16 protein-coding genes are annotated in these 21,550 nt (G+C 62.9%); 4 read left to right on the top strand and 12 right to left on the bottom strand.

The genetic code is table 11. From position 1 onward, the window contains the following. Positions 1-47: 47 nt before the first annotated feature. The 8 genes from PLJ71_17575 to PLJ71_17540 all read right to left on the bottom strand — a co-directional run bounded on the left by PLJ71_17575 (position 48) and on the right by PLJ71_17540 (position 10,909). Positions 48-311 carry a hypothetical protein gene (locus PLJ71_17575; GenBank protein ID HQM50503.1) on the bottom strand — a complete coding sequence of 88 codons (264 nt, stop codon included), beginning with the start codon at positions 309-311 and terminating at the stop codon, positions 48-50. Then, a complete protein-coding gene (locus PLJ71_17570; GenBank protein HQM50502.1) occupies positions 298-3,861 on the bottom strand; it encodes a 4Fe-4S binding protein in 3,564 nt (1,187 codons plus the stop codon). Before PLJ71_17570 ends, PLJ71_17575 begins: the two co-directional genes overlap by 14 nt. Continuing rightward, complete coding sequence (gene amrB / locus PLJ71_17565; protein HQM50501.1) at positions 3,858-5,459, bottom strand: AmmeMemoRadiSam system protein B; 1,602 nt, start codon at positions 5,457-5,459, stop codon at positions 3,858-3,860. Before amrB ends, PLJ71_17570 begins: the two co-directional genes overlap by 4 nt. 225 nt (positions 5,460-5,684) lie before the next feature. After that, positions 5,685-6,656 (bottom strand): AmmeMemoRadiSam system radical SAM enzyme, encoded by a 972-nt coding sequence (amrS, locus tag PLJ71_17560; protein ID HQM50500.1) that lies wholly within the window; start codon positions 6,654-6,656, stop codon positions 5,685-5,687. A 77-nt stretch (positions 6,657-6,733) separates the two neighbouring features. Beyond that, positions 6,734-7,684 (bottom strand): ketopantoate reductase family protein, encoded by a 951-nt coding sequence (locus PLJ71_17555; protein HQM50499.1) that lies wholly within the window; start codon positions 7,682-7,684, stop codon positions 6,734-6,736. 9 nt (positions 7,685-7,693) lie between these two features. Further along, the gene (locus PLJ71_17550) at positions 7,694-8,479 is read right to left on the bottom strand and encodes a hypothetical protein (protein HQM50498.1); all 786 of its coding nucleotides are present in this window, start codon (positions 8,477-8,479) and stop codon (positions 7,694-7,696) included. Beyond that, complete coding sequence (locus tag PLJ71_17545) at positions 8,476-9,597, bottom strand: alpha/beta hydrolase (protein HQM50497.1); 1,122 nt, start codon at positions 9,595-9,597, stop codon at positions 8,476-8,478. Before PLJ71_17545 ends, PLJ71_17550 begins: the two co-directional genes overlap by 4 nt. Before the next feature lie 127 nt (positions 9,598-9,724). Continuing rightward, the gene (locus PLJ71_17540) at positions 9,725-10,909 is read right to left on the bottom strand and encodes an MFS transporter (protein ID HQM50496.1); all 1,185 of its coding nucleotides are present in this window, start codon (positions 10,907-10,909) and stop codon (positions 9,725-9,727) included. 471 nt (positions 10,910-11,380) lie between these two features. On the opposite strand from PLJ71_17540, the gene PLJ71_17535 reads away from it, so the two are divergent. Genes PLJ71_17535 through PLJ71_17525 form a run of 3 tightly spaced genes read left to right on the top strand, consistent with a single transcriptional unit; the run spans position 11,381 to position 14,482 of the window. Next, positions 11,381-12,697, top strand: a complete 1,317-nt coding sequence (locus tag PLJ71_17535) for an ABC transporter substrate-binding protein (GenBank protein HQM50495.1) — start codon at positions 11,381-11,383, stop codon at positions 12,695-12,697. An 11-nt stretch (positions 12,698-12,708) separates the two neighbouring features. Beyond that, entirely contained in the window at positions 12,709-13,590 is an 882-nt protein-coding gene (locus tag PLJ71_17530; protein HQM50494.1) for a sugar ABC transporter permease, read from the top strand. Further along, a complete protein-coding gene (locus tag PLJ71_17525) occupies positions 13,580-14,482 on the top strand; it encodes a carbohydrate ABC transporter permease (GenBank protein HQM50493.1) in 903 nt (300 codons plus the stop codon). Before PLJ71_17530 ends, PLJ71_17525 begins: the two co-directional genes overlap by 11 nt. A gap of 136 nt (positions 14,483-14,618) precedes the next feature. Here PLJ71_17525 and PLJ71_17520 read toward each other — a convergent pair whose 3' ends face one another. After that, positions 14,619-15,854, bottom strand: a complete 1,236-nt coding sequence (locus PLJ71_17520) for an MFS transporter (protein HQM50492.1) — start codon at positions 15,852-15,854, stop codon at positions 14,619-14,621. 241 nt (positions 15,855-16,095) lie between these two features. Next, the gene (locus PLJ71_17515) at positions 16,096-17,409 is read right to left on the bottom strand and encodes an Nramp family divalent metal transporter (GenBank protein HQM50491.1); all 1,314 of its coding nucleotides are present in this window, start codon (positions 17,407-17,409) and stop codon (positions 16,096-16,098) included. Positions 17,410-17,807: 398 nt separating this feature from the next. Between PLJ71_17515 and PLJ71_17510 the strand changes: the two genes are divergently transcribed. Beyond that, positions 17,808-19,466: a hypothetical protein gene (locus PLJ71_17510; protein HQM50490.1), complete on the top strand. Its 1,659-nt coding sequence runs from the start codon at positions 17,808-17,810 to the stop codon at positions 19,464-19,466. Between the two features lie 48 nt (positions 19,467-19,514). Here the strand turns inward: PLJ71_17510 and PLJ71_17505 are convergent, their stop codons facing one another. Together PLJ71_17505 and PLJ71_17500 are read right to left on the bottom strand one after the other, a co-directional pair. Further along, a complete protein-coding gene (locus PLJ71_17505) occupies positions 19,515-20,906 on the bottom strand; it encodes a hypothetical protein (protein HQM50489.1) in 1,392 nt (463 codons plus the stop codon). 282 nt (positions 20,907-21,188) lie between these two features. Continuing rightward, on the bottom strand, positions 21,189-21,452 hold the full coding sequence (locus PLJ71_17500) for a hypothetical protein (protein HQM50488.1): 264 nt from the start codon (positions 21,450-21,452) through the stop codon (positions 21,189-21,191). Positions 21,453-21,550 lie beyond the last annotated feature (98 nt).

Here is a 21,550-nt window from a genome sequence, read left to right as displayed (position 1 = left end):
CGGTTGGAAGGTGACGGAGAGCCCAGGGGGCTGCGCTGGGTGTCCCTTCAGTCCTTTGTGTCGTTTTGGTCGTTTGAGGTTTCGGCGGGCGCTTCTCGGTAGAACTCAGCTTCCCGGCCTGACAACTCGCCGCGCTCGATCATCTTGTGGATGCGGTTGATATCGACGTCGCGGGGGCGTCCGCCTCCTCCGGCCGCCGCGGGAACGGGGGCGGCCGGCGAAGCGCTCTCCGTCCGCGTCACGGTCGCGAACACAAAGAGCGCCGCCACCGCGCACACGCAGACCAGAAATATGGCGTCAGCTGTCTTCATGGCGGCACCTGTCGCAGCAAATGCAGTCGAGGTCGGTTCCCTGGCACACGCCGATGGGGCATTTCCGGGGCTGGATGGCCGGGCGGAGCCGTCTGAAGATCCGGATGCCGTTACAAAGCGCCAGGAATGCCCCGGCCGGACAAAGGTTGCGGCACCAGAACCGGCGAAAGACCAGGGACAGAGCGAATATTCCCATGCTCATGAAAAGCACGAACCGGCCTGGCATGCCGCTGAAAATGCTGATGAGCGGGTCGGCCTGCGACACCGCGGGATCGCGGTATACCGCGAAAAGCAGCGCGAGCAGAAAGAGCAGGACGTACTTGACCGCCCGGCCGTAGCGCCATGCCTGCTTCGTGGGCTCGACCGTCAGACTCCCCCGCGTCACATCCTCCAACAGCTCCTGGGTGGCCCCGAACGGACAGAGGTAGCCGCAGTAGATATTTCCGAACAGAATCGTGAGCAGCGGAACCGCCAGCAGCAAGAACACCGGCGCGGCCAGGGCCCATGCGGGGAACGCTCCCGTGGCGAGACTCGCCGCCTGCTGCGTGGAGTATTGAAGGTTCAAGTACCAGCCGCACACGATTAGTGAAACGACGAGGATGGCCCTTCGGACCCAGGGTTTGGGCCGCTGGCGCGCAACAATGGCTGCAAGCGACAAGCCGACCAGCCACGCCAGTCCCGGCACGTCGCGGGCGGAGCGCTTGTCCTGGCTGATCGCGGCGATCGACTGGCCGAGCACCTCGCGAGCGAAGCGATTGCCCGCGCGCTCGAGGCCGGCCATCAACGCGTTGCTGGTGAGAGTCGCTCCGCTCAGGGCATCGATGTCCTTGAACGGGTCCGGCTCGAAGATGTTCTTACCTGTCAGTTGCTGCTGCCAGGGACGCACGAAGTCGAGATAGATCGGAGTCTCCTGGGATTGGACAATGCGGTAGTCCCGGACAATCCCGGCGGCATCCACGGACACCGCCAGCACCACTGGCCCTCCGTAGCCATAAACATCGTCCGCGAGAGCGCGGGTATCGAACAAATACCCCTTTGTTTCACCTTCGGGAGTCTTTTCCCGGTAGTACGTGAACGCTGCGCCATCGGCGAGTGTGACCGTTGCGGACTCGAGTTCCGCATCTTGACCCGCGAGCGTCCGAACGTCGTCCAACAAGCGCGAAGCCCGGCTCGCGGCATTCGATGCGGCGAGGATATTGGATGCCGCGAGCGCGAGCATCGCAATGGTAACCGCCGCGTATGATGCGGGACGGGCCAGCCGGTCGAACCAGTCTCCGGCGGCGGGCCGCACGTGTTCGGCGCGTTTGCCCAGGAGCAGAGGGGGGATGTTCAAGGCCAGGAATCCCGCGAGCAGGGCCACCGTGTGTACAGCTCCGAAGAATGGGAGCAAAACCAAGCCCGTGACCGCGGCGCCAAACGCCCCGCCGAAGTTATCGAACGCCTCGAGGTGCGCGCCGGAAACATCGGGCTGTTGGCCCGCTTGGGCGAGGCGAAACGCGCCGATCGGGAAATAGGCCCCGGTGAAAACCCCGCACAGGAAGAATCCAGCGAGGAAAACGGCTATGGGCGCGTCCGTGCCCATCGCCATCGCCCCTCCAAGCACGAGGAGATGCCCCGTAAGCAGGCCGGGCAACACCAGAGGCGATTCGGCGTTGCGCCTTGAAAGAAGCCATTTTGTTGCAAGGCTTCCAATCCACGCGCCCAGCATTACCAGGGCGGATATGATGCCGATGTGCAAAAACAGGGCCCCGTGACGGACCTGATAGAAGAACATGAGCACGATGGACAGGGCCATGCTGGCCAGGCCCGTTGTGGCTATGAGAAGGTGCGCGTCAAAAACCGGCGGAACGCCGGAGCCGCCGTGCTTGATGAGAAACACGAACCGGCTTGCGGCAAGAACCAGCAAGGCAGCCGCTACGACGAATGTTCCACCCCCGAGAACGCCGGGCAGCGCATCAGCCAGCCGGAATCCCGCGCGCCGAAGTTCCAGCAGGATGCCGAAAAGCAACGCCCGAGGATTCCGGTCGGTGTTGACGAGGACCTCGGGGGGAACCGAGACGCGAGCCTTCTCGTATGCATCGAGCTGTTGCATGACGCGGCCGCCCCGATAGAAGTCGCGAACGCCTTCGGCGGGGTACCATCTTTCCGCGCCGTCGATCTGCTGCCAGCGGCGCGCAAGCCGCATGGGGGAGGCTGTCACGGTGTCGCCATCGGACGCAAAGAACCACGAGGATGCCCCGGGTTTGAGCGCCGTGTTCCGGAACGCCGCCTCGAGCGTCGTCATCATGGAAAGGCCCAGAAACGCGGACTCACTGGCCAAGTAGTTGGCCCCGCCGGGCACGCGGGTGGCAATCACGCCCCCCGGCTTCAGCGCGCCTCTGACGGTGGCGAAGAACTCGGCGGTCGAGTAGCGATTCAGCAGCAGCGTGGTGGTGTCGGGCAAACTCAGGATGATCAAGTCGTAGGAAAGGGCGGTTTCTCGCAGGAAGGTGCGTGCATCGGTACCGTAGGCCTTGAGGTTGTCGGGCACGGCATAGCCGCGCTGCCGCAGCACGTCAAGCAACGTGCCGGGATATGCCGGGTCGGGGTGAAACCAGTCCACCTGCTCGATTTGCGTCAGGCTGCACAACACGCTGCACAACGGGTATGCATCCGTACCCAGCACCAGGATGCGCCGCGCTCCGGGGCACTGCGGCAGGATTGCCGCGGCGTCCTCGGCGCCTTGCGATGTCGTGAACGGCGTTTCGCATACGCTGCCCCATGACATCACGGTGAACTGCCCGTCGTGTTCGCCATAGAGGTACTCGGCCTGGGCGGTGGTAACGCTGCCCTGGTATCCGGCGGGGAGCAGGCGGCCCCACTGCCGTTGATGGGTGCAGGCGGACCAGTAGTCTCCCGCTCCCAGGTAGATGAGCAGCGCGAGCAATATCGCGGCGGCCAGTCGTACCGAGCCGGAACGGTTGACTTCGATGCCTCCGGCAGTCAGAACGATCGCGGTTGAAAGAAAGACGGTTTCGACGGGGACGCCGCCGGCGAGCCACATCGTCGCCCAGAGGCTTCCTGCGGCCGCGCCGATCGCCTCGAGCATATAGACCCAGGCGGGCGTGAGTCCGGCATCGTTCGGCTTGGTGGTGGAATCGGTGCTCGCGGCCCACCGGCACGCCCATGTGAAGAAGGCGCCCGTCAGCACGCTGATGGGGCTGTTGGCAACGAAACACACCCCGACCATGGCCAGGAGCGGGAACTGCTCGTATGGGGCTACTCCCGCGATTTCACGCGCGTTGCCAATCAGGGCGTATTGAATGACGAACGCGGGCAGATAGAGCAGTACGGCGCCCCGGAAACGGGTGACCAGATGGGCGTGGAGCGGCGTTGGTATGCGAGCCAGCCACGCGCCAAGGGTGACCCACACCAGCCACGAGCAGAAGAATATCCCGATGGCCAGTTCGTTGCCCTCGAACGCGGTCAAGAATTGGCGAAACAGCAGCGTCTGGGCGGCGAGGGCAAAGAAACCGAGAGTGAACACTAAGGCGCCGCGAGGAAATCTCATCCTTTCTCCTCGCCGAAGACGATGGCCTCAAACACGGTGAAGGCGGCGTCCTCCCGCCATGCGTCCGGAGGAAGGCCGGCTTTCATGCAGAGATGGCCGAGGGTCGTGTCGCGGTCCCATCCTTGCTCAGGCGCTACCTGGGGAAGAAAGACGGCCCGGCGGCCGGCTTTTTCGATGGTCATCCCATGTTTGCCGATAACGATGCGTTCCGGGCTCTCGACCGGCTGGGGCGGGGTAAGGGCGGAGATTTCAAACTCCAGTTCCGGCATTTCGTCCGGCACGACATTCGGGAACCGGTAGTCTTTGACGCCAGCGTTGACTGCGTTGGCCATTACGGCTTGGTACAGCGGCCGGCGGGGTTCGATCTCGCCAATGCAGCCCCGGAGCCTTCCATGTTCGTGCAGCGTCACGAACGCCCCCATGGTCTGCTCCATGGCGGGGGTGATCTCGACGCCCAGTTCTTCGGGTGTGGGTGTCTTGCCGGTTTCCAGATAGAATCGCAAGGTCTCCCGGGCGAGCGTAAGCAAGCGTTCCTTGTCCTCTTGTGTGAGGGGCAACGCAGTGGCCGGTTCGGTCATGGCGGCTCCTTTCCTCCAGGCGCCTGTGAAGACGATGCTGAGATAGCTCACGGAGTTCTCGTAATCGTTCGTGATCGCGCCCGAAGTTTGATAGTTGAGCAGGTGGGGTTCGGCGTTCTCCGGCAGCATTGCGAGAAGGACCAGAATGGGGCATGTGCCACAGATCGTGGCCTGGCTCTCGTTGAGATACGCGTCAAACGCTTCGGCATTCTTAGACTCGATCGCGCTCCATGCGGCCATATCGAGCCGTTCGAGGTTTTCCGGAATGTCGCGGTCAAACGGCACGTACCCGTAGGCCGGGCCGTAATGGGTGAAATCGCTGCTGACAATCACGAGGGTGTTTTCATCGAGCAATCCGCCGAGTATGCGCGCCATTTCCCGCGTTTGTTCCAGCGTCAGCTCTCCGACAACGATGGGTACTATGGGCGGCGAGCCGATGCTGTGCTGAATCAAGGGCACTTCAATCTGAACACTGTGCTCGACGGCGTCGACTTCCGCGACGCGGCGAAACATGCTGTGTTCGAGCAGCGCCTCGATGAATGCCACATCCAGGGGAATCTCTCCCAGGGGCGTCCGGTAGTGGGTAGCATCGGGCACGCTCGCACCCCCCCTCATGGGGACGCGGTGCGACGGGCCCATAATCACGATGCGCGAATATTCCCGGTCTTGTGCCGCCTTGAGCCCGTACGCAGCTACGGGGCCGCTGTACTGGTAGCCCGCGTGCGGCAGAACAAGCGCCTGGACACGCTCCAATGGGTCCTGCACCGCGGCGGCCAGGTGTTTATCGAGCATTGCGGCAAGCTCAGAGGGGTCTGCCGGGTACCACCTCCCCGCCAGAGGAGAGTCGAACACCTTTTTGGGGCGGGACGGTTCCGCCGTGGGCTCCGGCGCCTTGGCTTGCTGTTGCGGCTCGTGGCGCATTTCCTTGACTCCCACCCGTGCAACCATCCAACTCAGAATAGCTGCCGCCGCGACTATGAGCACGACTGCAACACCGACTACATACGGACGTTTTGCCACACCCTGTTCTCCCGAGCTGAGCCGCTCCTGGCGCGGCCTACCCTAGCCATTTGCCGGCTCGCGCGATTTCTTCCGGTGATAGAGGCGCGATGCTCCCACAATGCCGCTTGTCGTGCGGCCTCTCCGCATACCGAACACGAACAACGGTTTGCCGCGCCAAACGCATGACCGGACAGAACACGGCGGCCGCGGCCATTAGAGCAGTCTGTGTGAAGGTACGTCGCGTCATTGCCATATGCCATACGCTTTCGTGCCGCACGCGGGACACGCCCCCTCGCGCAGCTTGTTCTCGAGTATGGTGTACCGTTCCCGGGCGAGCAACAGGGTTCCGCATTGGTGGCAGTACGTATTCTCGCCGTCGGGGCGTGACACATTGCCAATATACACATAATACAACCCCTCGGCCTTGGCGATCTCTCTCGCGCGGTCCATGGTCTCTCCGGGGGTCGGCGGCAGGTTCTTCATCCGGTACGCGGGGTGGAATTGGGAGAAATGAAGGGGGGTCTCGCGGCCCATGTTCTCCGCCACCCAGCGGGAGAGTTTCTGTAACTCGGCATCGGAATCGTTCAGGGTGGGGATCACCAGATTCGTGACCTCCACCCAAACACCCGCCGCTTTCGCGGTTTCCAGGGCGCTAAGCACGGGAGCCAGGCTTCCTTCGCAGATGTCCCGGTAAAATGCGTCGGACATGGACTTCAGGTCGATGTTGGCGGCGTCGACGTAAGGGGCCAGGCGCTCGAGGGGCGGGCGGTTGATGTAACCAGCCGTAACAAGCGCGTTCTTGAGCCCTGCATCGTGAGCCTGCATGCATCCGTCAAGGGTGTATTCGTAATAGACAATGGGCTCGGTATAAGTGTAGGCGATGGACCGGCACCCGTAGGACGCGGCCATGCGGGGGAGGTCCGCCGGCGGCATTTCCCGCGCGGTGACATTCTCGGGGTTCTCCTGGGAAATCTCCCAGTTCTGGCAGTTCCTGCAGTGGAGGTTGCAGCCCACGGTGGCTATCGACAAGATCTCGGACCCCGGCAGCATGTGGAACAGGGGCTTCTTCTCGATCGGGTCTACGTGTGCGGCGCAGGGTCTCCCGTACGTGACCGCGACCAGTTTGCCGTCCAGGTTCACGCGGACCCGGCATTCACCGCTTTGCCCGGGAGCGATCAGGCAGTTTTTCGGGCACAATTCACACTGAACGATCATCTGATTGCACCTGAACCGGTTTGTCTCTATTGTGCGCTTGACGGGATGCAACGTCAAGCGCAGTTCGGGCGCGAACGCTATGAATGCAGGCCGATTTGATGTTCGCGCGCGTGAACCAGGCGGGTTAACAGGGTGTTGGCGGGGCATACGATGCCCTGCGCGCCGGCGTACCGGCAGATAGCGCCGTTGAGAGCGTCGATCTCGGTGCGGCGCTTCAGCCGGAAATCCTCGCGCATACTCGCATAGTGTTTTGCCGTGGGGGGAATCAGCTCCTCGAACAGGAGAGTCACGTACGCTTCGGGCGCGCCGGGGTCGAGGTTCACATTCATGGCGCGTCCCACCGCGTACAACTCGTGGACCACATCGCGCATGATGGCGCGGGTGTGTTCCGTGTCGAGCAGCGCCCCGTAGGGCACATCGAGGAGCGCGGAGAGAGGGTTCAGCGCGCAGTTGTAGGCCACTTTTCCCCAGAGCACGGTGGCGATACGGTCGGTGTAGACGGTGGGCACGCCTGAGGCGTTCATCGCTTCGGCGATCCCGCGGACCCGGTCCGCCGGGGCATCGGGCGTGTAAACGCCTAGCGCGGTGGGATTCGCGATGACCGTGATCTCGGCCGTGCCGGGCTCCGGGAGCCACACGCCGTAGATAGCCCGCGCTCCGACTGTTCTGTGCCAGCCGACGGCTTCCGCGATGATCTCGGCGTTTCCGAGGCCGTTCTGGTAGGAGCATACGAGGGTGTGGCTGTCGACCAGGGGCGCAATGGCGGCCACGGCCGTCCGCGTGTCGTACGATTTCACGGTGATCAGGATGAGATCGAAATCTCCGGGCTTGAACGCGGCGGCGCCGGTGGCCGTGGCCAGGTTCGAGACGTGGTGGCCGCCCCAGATGCCCGTGATGCGCAACCCCTGCCGGGCGATGGCTTCGATATGGGCCGGGCGGCCGACGAGCGTTACAGCATGCCCGGCTTTTGCCAGAAACCCTCCGACCGCGGAACCCATGGCGCCCGCGCCCATCACCAACACCCGCATGATTCACTCCTACGAATGGTCTTTGATGAAATCCCGAATCCACTCGGCCTGCTCGAGCTGGCCTTCGATAAGAACGGTCGCGAGAATGTCGTATCCGTCGACGAGGCCGCCGGCCAGCGCATCGGCCAGCACCCGCCACTGGTGGCGGACCGATTCCATGGGCATGGGCGACGCGGTCGGATAGTCCCGCAGATAGCACCCCATTAGGATGGGCCGGCCGCCGAAGAGTTCGCGGCACCGTTTGAGGTCATCCTCGAGCGTTGCGAGCCGCTCGTAGCCCCAGACCCAGAACGTCACGACGTCCATGTAGGGCAGGAGAGGCAGCCAGAACCCGGGCGGGTCAAGCTCGTGGCTGTACACCACCGTGTGCAGCTTGAGGTTCTTGTTCTCGCTGCGGAGCGCGTCGTGTATGCGGGCGCACTCGTCGGCTCCGTGCCCATACTTGGTAATGAGCCCTTTCATGTCGTCGTAGTACCCGCCGGTGATGTTGGGGAACTCGCGCGAGAACCGGCTGACTTTCTCCGCCTCGGCGCGGACGGTCTCGGGCCGGCCGTCGCAGTAGCTCTCCGAACCGCCGTTCTTCGTATCGCGGAACCGCCACTTCGAGATGTCGGGCACGACCTCCTCCAGATGCGCAAGACGCTGGAGGGCCAGGCGCGTCGTGTCATGGAACAGGAAATGCACTTTCCGGAGGCCGAAAAACTCCGCGCCATCTCCGATGCCGAAGATGGATGGGTGCACGCCCGGGTCGAGGCCCTGGCCTTCCCACACCCAGCCGCAATCCGCCATTCTCATTGCGCCGCACCCGCAGGGGCCGCTGGTTCAAGTGAGAGATGTTCCTCGAAGAACCGGTACATGAACCAGCGGCAGCGCTCGTTAACCGCCTTGGCAAGGTCCATGGTGTGGGGCCATCCCTCGAAACGCTCGAACGTATAGGGAATGCCCAACTCTCCGAGCCGTGCCGCAAGGCGCTCCGACTGTTCCACCGGCACCACCTCGTCGATGGTTCCATGAAAAATCAGGGTAGGCGGGTCACCCGCATTCAGGTAATTCATAGGCGACGCTTTGAGATAGAGATCGGGGTTTTCCTCGTAGGTAACGCCGAGGAACCCTTTGACATCGTCCGAATTCTGGGCGATTTCCGCGGTAAGATCATAGGGTCCGTAGAAATTGACCACCGCTTGGACGGCGCTGCTGACGCCCGGGTTGCCGCCCTCTCCCTCGAATTCCGGCACATCGGAGGTGTACCCGACCATCATGGCGAGATGCCCCCCCGCGGAGCCGCCAAGCACCGCGATGTGGTCAGGATCGATGCCATAGGTCGCGGCGTTCGCGCGCATCCAACGCACGGCGCATTTCACGTCCTGCACGGCGGCGGGGAATTTTGCCTGCCCCGCAAGGCGGTATGAAATGGTCGCCGCGGCATAGCCCTGCTGGGCGAATTTGTAGGTATAGAGGTGGTAAATCTCGCGTTCGCCACTGGCCCATGCGCCGCCGTGGATGAAGATCAGGCCGGGGAGCGGTCCTTTGGCTTCGGCGGGCAGAGCCAGGTCGAGTTTCAGCGATATGCCGTCGATGTTGCAGTACTCGATACCCGCGAGCTCTTTCACGTCTTCCGGCGGCTTTACGTTCTCATCAAGCAGCTCGATCTCGCCCTTGCCGATGGCGATCATGACTTCGGGGGTCGAACCGTACCCTTTCGGCATGGCCGGCGGCTCTTTCATGACCGCGATGGGGTCGCCGGTATCAGCGGGTAGTGCCGCCTCAGCCGGAGGCGCGGCGGGTTGTTCTACAGGCGCTTGAGACGGTTCCCGCGGCGCGGGAGGCGCCTCCTTGGGTCCGCAGCCGGGAAACAGCGAAAGCGCAAGAGCCAGGACAAGGGTCACCACGAGGCCATGTTTCAATTCGGTCATGGCGGTTTTTCCTCCGGTATGTTTGACGCCAAGGGTCGTTTTCTGAAGTTGCTCATTAGAGTATCCCGGCACGGCCGTTGACCGCAACCGAACAGACGGCCCTCTCCCGGCGAGCGCGCTTGGCTTGTCATGGTACGGGGGCGCCGCGTCCCGGCAGGGCGGCGGTCACGAAGATCGCGGCTGTCAGCAGAAGACACGCGGGGATCAGCCACAACAGCGCCCGCTGGACACTCGAGCGCTGCGCGATGTTGCCGATGATCTTCGGGGCGACCGTGCCCCCGAACATGCCGAGGGTGGACATCGTACCGAAAATGGTGCCGTAGACCCCCGGGTAGAATTTTGAAAACACCATGCCCAGGGTTGTGGGATAACAGGGGCCGATACCGAGCCCCGCGACGATAACGCATAGCCGGCAAGCTCGGGACGATTGCGCGAACCGCAACCCCGCCAACGAGAGAATCAGGAGCATCGACCCGGCCGTCACCACCGGGACGCCGTGGGCCGCAAGCCACGGCGCCAGGCTCATGCCCACCCGGCTCGCGATGATCGCCAGGGCAAAATACGACAAGAGGCGTTGCGCGGAAGCGTCGCGATGCGCTTCCGCCACACCGGGTTCGGCCCGTTCGAATACCTCCTTCCCGCAGCTGGGCAGCCAACTCGACAGGACGGTCTCGATGGACGAGTAGAAGAATGCCCAGACCGAAGCCGCGATAACGGCGGGTTCACGCACGATAGCCAGCGCGCTGGCCAGACTGTACCCTGTCTCTATGGCCGGATATTGGGCGAAGAGCGCCGGCAATACGGGGAGCGCGGGGAAGATCGCCAACAGCGACACGGCCCGGTCGAACTGCAGGCGCTCGAACAGCACGCTTGCCAGCAGGGGCGTCAGCAGAAGACCTGCACCGAAGAACACGTTGCCCAGATTGCTCGCGGCGGCCGGATTCGTACCGTCAAACAGCGTGATGGTGATGAGGGTGTTGCCCGCCGTGTTGACCGACATTGCGCAGAGTCCCAGGAGGATGCAGGCGGCCATGGCGGGCGCGAACGCCCTGCACCGCGCCAACAGCAATGTGCACAGGGCCACGCCGACAAACCCGGATACCGCAATCGGGCGGTATCCCAGAGCGTCCACGAAGAATCCCAGGGCGAGACACGAAAGAGTGCTTGAGAACATGAATCCTGCCACGAGGGTGCCGAACGCCGCTTTGCCAATCCCCAGGCGCGGCATGATCTTCACGCTGAGCGAACCCAGCAGCGCAAAACAAAAGCCGAGGCAGAATACCCCGGATACAGCCACGATCTTGATGAGCATGAGCGGACCAGTCTCCCGAACGCTACGGAACCATCGCCGCGCGATGGTACGACTCCCCGGCGCCCGGCGCAAGCCGGCGCTGGTCATGGCAGCGCAGGCGTCAAGCCTGTAGCGATGCCGTGTTGGGTTTCAAATCCAGGCGGTGAAATGTGTATGCTAGGAGGGTTTGGCGCCATGTGAATGTTTCCATGTTCTGGTTCGGGGGGTAACGTGAGCAATCGCCGAAACGGGCCAGGGACGCTGGCGTGGCGCGGTCCAGTGAACGCACCGCGCGCGCGATTGCCGGTCTCCGTGTTGCTGGTTCCAGGGTGCGGAGGCGGGGGCGGGAGGCCTTCGGTCGCAAGAGTGGCGTGGTCAGGAGACCACGCCACAGCGGGGGGAGGCCACGCCACAGCGGGGTGCGCCAGAGCGCGAGGAGGCCGCGTCACAACAGGTTCGCTGGGGCCGTCTGCGTTCGGTGTTGTGTGCGTTTTGCTCGCAGCTCTCATCTGCCTGTCCGGCTGCAACATCATCATTCCTCAACCGCGGGACGAGTACGTCGACGGCCGTCTCCGGATCACGTACTGGGAAAAATGGACCGGATTCGAGGGTGAGGCCATCCAGCGGGTGGTGGACCGGTTCAACGGGAAGCAGGACCGCATCTACGTCAATCTGGTCACCATGAGCCAGATCGACCGGAAGGCGCTGGTGGCGATCGCGGGCGGCGATCCGCCGGACCTGGTAGGACTATGGAGCGCGGGGCTGTCGCAGTTCGCCGAGAAACGGGCCCTGATGCCGCTGGAACCCTTCATGGAGAAGGCGGGCATGCGCCGGGAGGCGTTTACCGAGGTGTTCCTGGAACAGAACACCTACCGGGGCACGTTGTACGGCCTGCCGACGACGCCGGCCTCGACCGCGCTGCACTGGAACAAGCGGCTGTTCCGCGAAGCGGGGCTCGATCCCGAACGTCCGCCGCGAACGCTGGCTGAACTCGACGAGATGGCCGGGAAACTGACCAAGTACGATGAGAACGGCCATCTCGTGCAGGTTGGGTTTACGCCGTCCGAGCCGGGGTGGTGGCACTGGTCGTGGGGATACTGGTTCGGGGGTGAATTGTGGGACGGCGAGAATGTCACGTTCGATACGCCGGAGAACCTGGCGGCGTGGAAATGGATCCAGAGCTATCCCCAGAAGTACGGGGCGGAGGAGTTGCGGCGGTTTCAAAGCGGCATCGCGGGCCAGTTCGCCACGCCGCAGAACCCCTTTTTCAGTGAGCGGGTGGCGATGATCGTTCAGGGCGTGTGGATGGCGAACTTTATCCAGACCTATGCGCCCGGTTTGGAGTGGGGCGCGGCGCCGTTTCCGTCCGCGGTGCCGGGCCTGGAGCACGTGGCCATGGTGGAATGCGACTCGATCTGCATTCCGGCGGGCGCGCGGCATCCCGACGAAGCCTTCGAGTTCATCCAGTATCTCTGTTCGCAGGAAGGATTGGAGCTTCTCAACATGGGCCACAAGAAATTCACGCCGCTCAAGGAGGTGAGCCCTGAGTTTCTGGCCAACCATCCCAACCCCTACATCGAGGTGTTCATCACGCTGGCGGACAGCCCCAATGCGTTCTATGCGCCGTTGATGAGCATGTGGTACGAGTACAACGACGAGATCACGCCGGCGTTCGACATGGTCATGTTCGGCACGACCGGGCCCGAAGCCGCGGTGTCGATGGTGCAGGAGCGCGTGTCGGATATGTGGGTCCGTGCGCGCGCGAGCATCGAGCGCCGCGAACGGGCGGAGGCGGAGGCCGCGCGATGACGAGCCGCGAAATGCGAAGCATCAGGAACGGCCTGCTGTTTATTTCGCCGTGGATTGCGGGTTTCGCCGCGTTCACGATCTATCCCCTGGCGGCTTCGTTTTACTACAGCCTCTGCGACTACTCGGTGCTGAAACCTCCCGTGTTTGTGGGCGGCGCAAACTACCACGAGCTGTTGACCGACCCGGTGCTCTGGAAATCGCTCTACAACACGATGTATTTCGCCGTGTTCTTCCTGCCGCTGGCGACCTTGCTGGCGATCGTGCTGGCGTTGCTGCTCAATACCGGCGTGCGCGGAATGACCATATACCGCACGATCTTCTTTCTGCCGTCGCTCACGCCGCTTGTCGCGCTGGGCATACTGTGGATGTGGATGCTCAACGGCGAGTACGGCGTCGTGAACTACGTTCTCAACATGGTGCTGAACCCGCTGGGTCTCCAGGCGCCCATCTGGCTGCAATCGACCGCGTGGTCCAAGCCCGCCATCATTCTCATGAGCCTCTGGGGGGTGGGGCATGCCGTGGTCATCTATCTGGCGGGGTTGCAGGATATACCGAAGCAGTTGTACGAGGCGGCCGATCTCGACGGGGCCCGGTGGTTCTCAAAGGTGCGCCACATCACCATCCCCCTGTTGTCGCCGGCCATATTCTTCAACGTCGTCATGGGCTTGATCTCGGCGCTGCAGGTGTTCGCGCTGCCATATGTGCTTACGGACGGCACGGGCGGGCCCGCGCGGTCGACCACTTTCTACACGATGTATCTCTACAATTCCGCGTTCCGCTACCTTCGCATGGGCTATGCGTGCGCCATGGCGTGGATCCTGTTCCTCATCATCCTGGCATTGACGCTTCTGGTGTATCGCATGTCGCGCAAGAGGGTGCATTATGGGGGATAGCCGGAACATCGCATCCGACGGGGTCAAACGGCGCAAGACCCGCACTGCTTCCCATGCCAACCAGCTGAGCTGGCCGCGGGCGCTCGCGATTCACGCCGTGTTGGTAGCTGGAAGCCTCCTGTTTCTCTTCCCGCTCGTGTGGATGATCTCGACAGCGCTCAAACCGATTGATCAGACCATGGTCATGCCGCCGCGGTGGATTCCCGACCCCGTCCAGTGGGAAAACTTCTGGCAGGCGGTCAATTACATCCCCTTCTTCGCGTACGCCCGCAACACCCTCACCATCGCCATCCTGGGCACCCTCGGGACCGTGCTCAGCAGTTCGGTGGTCGCGTACGGGTTTTCGCGCATCGAATGGAAAGGCCGCGACATCGTGTTCCTGGTGCTTCTTGCAACGATGATGGTGCCGTTTCCGGTCACTATGGTGCCGCTGTACGCCGTGTTCCGGAAACTGCACTGGATCGGCACGTTCCGGCCGTTGTGGCTGCCTGCCTGGTTCGGGGCGAGCGCGTTCAATGTTTTCCTGCTGCGCCAGTTCTTCCTGACTATTCCGCGCGACTTCGACGACGCGGCCCGCATCGACGGATGCTCGGAATTCGGCATTTACCGGCGGGTGGTGCTGCCTCTTTCGCGGCCGGCCCTCGCCGTGGTGGCCCTGTTCCATTTCATGTACTGCTGGAACGATTTCCTCGGACCGCTGATTTACCTGATCGACCAGGACACCTTTACCCTGGCGCTTGGGTTGCAGTTTTTCCAGAGCCGTCAGGGCGGCACCCCGTGGAATCTGCTCATGGCCGCCTCCACCCTCGTTGTGGCGCCCATCATTGTCTTGTTCTTCTTCACCCAGCGCACCTTCATCCAGGGTATCGCCATGAGCGGATTGAAAGGGTAGGGGACTCCCCCCTGGTGACGGCCTCTGGGCAGAACGGGCTGACTCAGGGTGTCGCGCAACAAAACGGGCGGCGCCGTCCTTGGGGCGGCGCCGCCCGGAAACGTTCGACGAGTCGTTTACCCGGCCGCTGTGTGTGTTACCGTATGCTTGCTTGGGTCCACGAGGCCGACGTGGCGTGCGGAGCCGTATCTGGAACCGAAAGGGCTGCTCCGGCCGCGGGAGGAAGCGCGGGAGCGGGCTTGGCGTCGGGGATTCCGAAGCTGAGGAACGCGCTCAGAAGGATCAACGCCGCGGCGACGCCAACCAGAATCCGCAGACTCTGTCGGATGTTCATCTTGGCCGCGTACTTGCCGATCAGACTGGGCATCAGGATTGCGCCCAGCAACCCGATCCCGAAAATCAGGCTGAACACGCTGCCCGATGTCTCGGTCTTGTTGAAGGTGACGCCCACCAGGGTCGGGAAAATGGGCCCCAGCACGAAGCCGGTCAGGAGGGTGGCGCCCACGCCGATCCCCACCGACTTGGCGCCGACCATAACGGCGATCGAGATAACCGCCACCAACGCGAGAGCCGGCACCACATACACGGACGCCTGGGCCGGTATCGTGAACGCCGCAATGAGCCGGGCGAGCATCAGCGCGATCCAGAACCCCGAAAGAGCCGTTCCGGCCTTTTCGTCGGAGAGGTCATGGCTCTTCAGGTAGGTGGTAACGAATCCGGCCAGGGTGACCTCGAGGCTCATGTAGCAGAAAAGGGCCAGCCCGCCTGCCCACACGCCGCCGCGGCCCAGGAGCCCCAACGCTTGCGTAATCTTGAACCCCTCGGGCGGCGCCGGGAACGTGCCGAACACGGTGTAGATAATCGGGATCAACAGAATCGCCCCAATCAGCCCGACAGTGCTCTTATACCCCAGCTTCTTGAGCAGGGCGGCCACGATCAGCGGCGTGATGAAGGCGCCCATGCCGAAAAACACGTTGAGCAGATTCGATGCGGCGGCATTGTTCTTTCCGCCAAACAGGACCAGGGGTCCAAGGGCGTTGCCGACGGTGTTTACGCACATCGCCGCGCCGCCCAGCAGCAGGCACGCTACCAGAGAGGCCTGGTATGACGTGGCGCTGGCCAGCAGCCATACGCAGATGGCGCCGGCCGCAAACCCCACCAGCGCAATCAGCTTGAATCCCAGCAGGTCGGTCAGCGGACCGATGAGCAACACGAACACCAAGCTGCTGAACATCAACGCCGAGATCAGCTGCCCGACCTTGGCGTCGTCGATCTTCAACTGTTCCGCCAGCTTCAACTTGATGCTGCCCAGAATGGAGAAACAGACTCCGAGGGCAAATACTCCCGAAAAAGCGGTCATCACAGCAATCATGGCTCTCTCCTTCCGCTGTGCCCCGGCTGAACAACTTTTTCCGGGGCGGGTTGACGGAATCAGTATCCGTAGCTACCCCTGCACGGGGTAAACGTATCGCCTCTCCCCTGCGCCGGGTCTCGGAGCCGTCCGAGACCAAATCCCCGATTCCTTACGATGGTACCCGCCCGCCCACCGCGCGTCAAGACTGGCAACGCGGGCCGGGTTTGCCATCCCGGCTTCCCGGGCGGCCGCGGCCGGGTCACGTGAGGACCAGGGTCAAGCGCAGATACAAGAACCATATCATTCGCACGGCGAGCAGCAGGACGACGACGATGCCGAGCGCGCCGATCATGTTAGAGGGGAGCCGGTTGCGCCGGTCGCCCATGACGTTCTTCCGATTCGCCAGCCAAAGGATCGTCGCGGCCATAAGCGGGTTGCCGATGACCGTCAGGGCTTGCCCGAAGATCATGAGATTGACGGTGGGAATCTTCAGCCATAGGCCGATGCTGGCGATAACGAACCCCGTGAGCAACACGCAGATGGTAAACATGCGGGGCCAGAAATCGTTGAGTTTTCCGGGCAAGCCGAATCCGTCTGCCAGAGCGGTGCCGCCAATCATGGAGTTGATGAGGAACGGATTCAGAGCAACCGGCGCCAGCCCGATGCAGAAAAAGACAAACGCGGCCGACCCCAACAGAGGTTTCAGGGTGAGAGCCAGAGTGGCCAGGTCGTCGGCGGGCTTGCCGAGGATGACCGTGCCGGCGGTGGTCATGATGATCATGCTCACCAGCGAAAGGACGCAAACGCCCGCGACGGCGTCGCCGACGCCACGCTCGTAATCGTCCTTATCCCAACCCTTCTCGCGCACGAGATTCCCTTGGAAGAACGCGGCCGCGACCGAGAACGTCGTGCCCATCAGAGAAGCAATCAGCACCAGCGGGTCTTTGATTGCCCCGCCGACGATCTGCGGCACGCCCAAGGCCAGTTTCTCGGGGATGCCGGGCACGAGCCCTTTCAAGACGGCCAGGAGGTTCGGGCGCACGAAGATCAGATTGACCAGGAACGACAGGAGCACTATGCCGACCATGTATTTCATGACGTTCTCGATGGTCTTGAATACGGAACTTGCCCGGAACATGAAGGCAATCATGACGGCGTTGAGCATAGCCATGACGGTAATCTGAACGGCCAGGGCATGTTTCTCAGGGGCAAAGGCGCCCGCCACCAGAGATACCGCCAGGTTGTTCGAGAACTGGAACGAGGCGCAGGTCAGGCATAGCACCGTGCCCAACAGCGCCGCAAAGGGGCGGTTAACCTCGCGGGCCAGCGTCGTGAAGTGAGTGGCGCCCGCAGTGACGCCCACGCGGGCCGACATCGTCATGTATCCGCCCATGACCAGCCCCGCCAGAACCAGCAACCAGAGGAGGTCATACCCGTATGTGGCGCCCACATTCGCGCTGACGACCAGACTTCCCGGGCCGAATACCACGCAGGCGGTTATCAAAGCGGGGCCAATGGTTCTCCACCACGGGGCGCGCCTTGTTCCGGCGGCATCGGGAACGTTTTCAGCCATAGGAAATCTCCCCATTCATGCGTGTGCGTTCGAAACGGCGTTTCGAACGGCTTCGAAACGGTGTTTCGAACGGGACAGCAGCAGCGCGTCCTGCGGGATTCATCGATTGCCGGGGATGCGCACCCATCCTGTGCAATTCTGCCCTTGACCGCCGAGAATGTCAAAGAGAGGGCTGAAACATGCCACAGGACACAGGCCGGCATCGCGGCAACCAAACCAGCAGAACGTTGCGGGACCGGCCCGACTCGTTCGCCTTCGGCGGACTCGCTTGCGCCAATGCATCGCGTTGCGGCGCACACTTGGCTCGAGTCCCGCCGAGTATTTCCGCTGGACTGCATATCTCAGGTGGATTAGACTGGGTTTTGGGACGTGGAAGCGGCAAGAGAAGGGGAGCAGCCATGAATTGCAGCGTAATTCCGGGCAAGTTGCTTTGTGTATGGGTGATTGTGCTTGTTTGCGGGGTCACTGCGGGGCCAATGGCGTTTGGCGGGGAAGAGGATACAGGGGGAGAACTGCTCTACAACGGCATTCGGCTGCCGGAGGTGTGGCCGCCGGACCGGCCCCTCAGCCGCGAGCCCATGCCCGTACCCTATCTGGAGAATCCGCCGGAAGTGATCCCCATCGATGTAGGCAGGCAGCTTTTCGTGGATGACTTCCTCGTCGCGGAGACGAGTCTGGCGCGCACCCATCATGCCGCCGAGTACTGGCCCGAGAATCCCGTGCTGGCGCCGGACAAGGCGTGGGAGAGCGACACCGAGTCGCAGGGCAAGCCCGCGCCTACGGCCATGCCGTTCAGCGATGGCGTGTGGTACGACCCCGCCGAGCAGTTGTTCAAAATGTGGTATATGGGCGGCTACGTGAAGACGACTTGCTACGCCACCTCGAAGGACGGCATTCATTGGGAAAAGCCGCTCCTGGACGTTGTGCCCGATACCAACATCGTCCAGAATCTGGGCCGCGACTCGAACACGATCTGGCTGGACCTGTTCGAGAAGGACCCTGCGAAGCGGTACAAGATGTTTGCCTACCTGAAGGGCGCTCCTCCGAAAATCTTCTGGTCATCGGACGGGATTCACTGGGGAGACCCGGTGGCGCAAACCGGGCCCATGGGCGATCGCAGCACCATGTTCTACAACCCCTTCCGGAAAGTGTGGGTGTACGGCATTCGAGACTACCCCGGTGACGGTCTGGGCCGGTTCAGGCGCTACCACGAGCACGCTGATTTCGTCGAGGGCGCGAAATGGGAAAAGGGCGGGCCGCCGTTCTGGGTCGGGGCGGATACCCTCGATCCGCCGCGCGCGGACCTCAACACGCCCTGCGAGTTGTACAACCTCGATGCGGCCGCCTACGAGAGCGTGATCATCGGCATGTTCGACATCTGGCGCGGACAGCCCAAGGACCGCGCGAAACCCAACGAGCTGTGCATTGGCTATACGCGCGACGGCTTCCACTGGTACCGCCCCACTCACGAACCGTTCATTTCCGTGTCCGAACACTACGGCGACTGGAACTGGGGCAACGTGCAGTCCGCCGGCGGGTGCTGCCTCGTTATCGGCGACAAGCTCTACTTCTATGTCAGCGGCCGCCGGGGTGTGCAGGGGTTTCCGTCCTCGGGGGTGTGCGCGACGGGCCTTGCTACGCTGCGCCGCGACGGGTTTGTCTCGATGGACGCGGGGGAAGCCGAGGGCATATTGCTCACGCGCCCCGTTCGCTTCTCCGGAAAACGGTTGTTCGTGAACGCGAAAACGGACGGAGGCGAACTGCGGGTCGAGGTCTGCGATGTGTCCGGCGTGCCGCAACCCGGGTTTATGAAGGACGAGTGCGTGCCGGTGACGGCCGATTCCACGTGCGGGGAGGTGGCATGGAAATCCGGCGGCGACCTTGCCGCGTTCGCTGGGAAACCCGTGCGGTTCCGCTTTCATCTCAAACAGGGAAGCCTGTATGCGTTCTGGGTAAGTCCTGACGAGAGCGGGGCGAGCCATGGCTATGTCGCGGCGGGCGGTCCGGGCTTCACGGGGCCTACGGACACCGTGGGCCGCGCCGGACAGGCCAGGTAGCACGTCGGAGAGCCGGGCGCGGCGGCAGGATCGTGCCCGGCAAGGCCGTCACGGGCTGTAATAATTGTAGGTCATCTTGCTGCGGCGGTAATGTTGTTGGTCCCACAACCGGGGATGGTCCGGATTGGCGTTCTCGGCGGCATTGTGGTAGACGTGGATTTCGTTGGCTGCCAGGACCACGATTTCCTCGCGCCAATCCCCCGACACATCCGCCACATAGAGCCGGTCGGCTTTCTCGTCGAATATGGTATCAAACGTGCCTTTCACCGGGTCGAAGATCGCGACATTCCCGGAGGTATGGCGTTCTTTCGCGACGGCGAACTGCTTGGGGCCGCCCGTCCAGTCGATGCTCCAGATAAGTTCTACGCCCTTCACAGTCCATCCTTCGGGGGCAACGTCGTCCATCGCGTACTGGCTCAGGAGCTTTCCTTGGGCGTCGAAGACGAACGGTTTCTGGTGCTCGTCGAAACGGCTGCGGCACCAGAGCTCCATGCCGGGCTGTGCGGGGGCGAACTCGCCGATGGCCGCATTCTGCGGCTCCCAATGCTCGTGGTGCGTTTCCCAAAGGAGGGCGTCGGCGTTGAACAGGAATACGCGGTTGCCTTCGTCTCCGCCGCCTTCTTCCAGGGCAACCGCCTCCAGCCCGGCCTTTTCCGGCACAACGTCGTTTATGAAGATCGAGTCCACGTGCCCGCGCAGCGGGATCTGGCACCGTACCGCCCCGTCCGAACCCACGACCATTCCGCTAAGCACCTCGTCCTTTCCATCGCCATCCAGATCCGCGACCCGGGCCCCGTTGTGGGCGCAGGCCAGGAAATCGTCCCGCTGCCAGAGGGGTTTCGTCTCGCCCTTCTCGACCGCATCGAGGGAGAATGCCGCGACATAGCGCCCCATCCGGTAACCGTCGCGATTGGTGGCCTGGAGCAGAATGTCCCGGTCGCCGTTGCCGCGAAAGTTGGCTACGACGGCATGTTCCCAGCGTTCCGCGCCATCCGGGACGGGCAACTTCGCGGACCACTTCTGATCCCCGGTCTTGCCCTGCACGACATGGAGCATGCCGTCCTTCGTGAGATAGAGGACCTCTGTCTTGCCGTCGCCGTCGATGTCCGCGGCCTGCACGCCGGGTCCGCAATGACCGGGCAGGCCTTCGCGCTCGGAAGAGCCCCCGACCTGGACGTCGAGTGCGTGTATCCACAGTTTCGATCCGTCATGCGCGTACGCAGCCACATGTCCCGGGACGGTCACCAGATAGTCCATCAATCCATCATCGCTCAGGTCAGCGGTGACGATGCCGCCGGCGCTGTCCTCGGGGCCGGGGATATCGAGGGCGATGACGAACGGGTTGGTTTCATATTGTCCTGGATTCTCCTGGCACAGCGCGCGGCATGCGGCAACAAGCACCAGCCCTCCGGCCAGGACGCGAAGCGTTCGCGGCGCCATGGTACAGCTCCTCCGTTAGATGCCTCGTTGATCGCACCAGTCGTGAGCATAGCACGCCGCGGCTTTCCTGCGGGAAACGCATGGCAGGGTCTTCCGGGTTGAGGTGGAAGAGTCCCAAGACAGACCCAAGAAGTGTGCCGCGCCTGGAACCGCCCGGCGCCCGCTCGATATGCTTCGGCTCTGCACTTGCCGAGCGCTATCCCGCCGGCAAGAGCGCCGTCTCCGGCGGTCAGCCAAACGCGCTGCGGCAGGTCTTGCCGCGGGAAACCGGTCCTGATGCGCCTATTTCCGTTCCCGGCTGTTGCGGCGGACTTCCTCGAGGGTTCCAGCCCCGGCCGCTCTCATGGTGAATGGAATGAACGCTGCTATTACCCCCGCGACCAACCCCACGACTACATACGGCCAGGGGCTTTCCGTATCCATATGAATGAAGAAGAAACGGAACGAGACCATGAATCCACCCGCAAATCCGGCGACGAAGAGAGTTGCGGATGCGATCAAGGTTCCTGCCATGCCCAGAAGCCGGTCTTCGGTCTCTTTCTTCAACCTGATTTCCTCCAGAGCCAAGTACAACCGGAACCGGCCGGGTATTCGGAGGGCTACTTATGCGAGACCGTCACCAGGCGTTCGGCGTGCTGGTCGTA

This window comes from Candidatus Hydrogenedentota bacterium (assembly GCA_035416745.1).
Taxonomy (GTDB): domain Bacteria; phylum Hydrogenedentota; class Hydrogenedentia; order Hydrogenedentales; family SLHB01; genus UBA2224.
The sequence above is the reverse complement of the archived record's forward strand: the minus strand, read 5'-3'. Positions and strand labels throughout refer to the sequence as shown.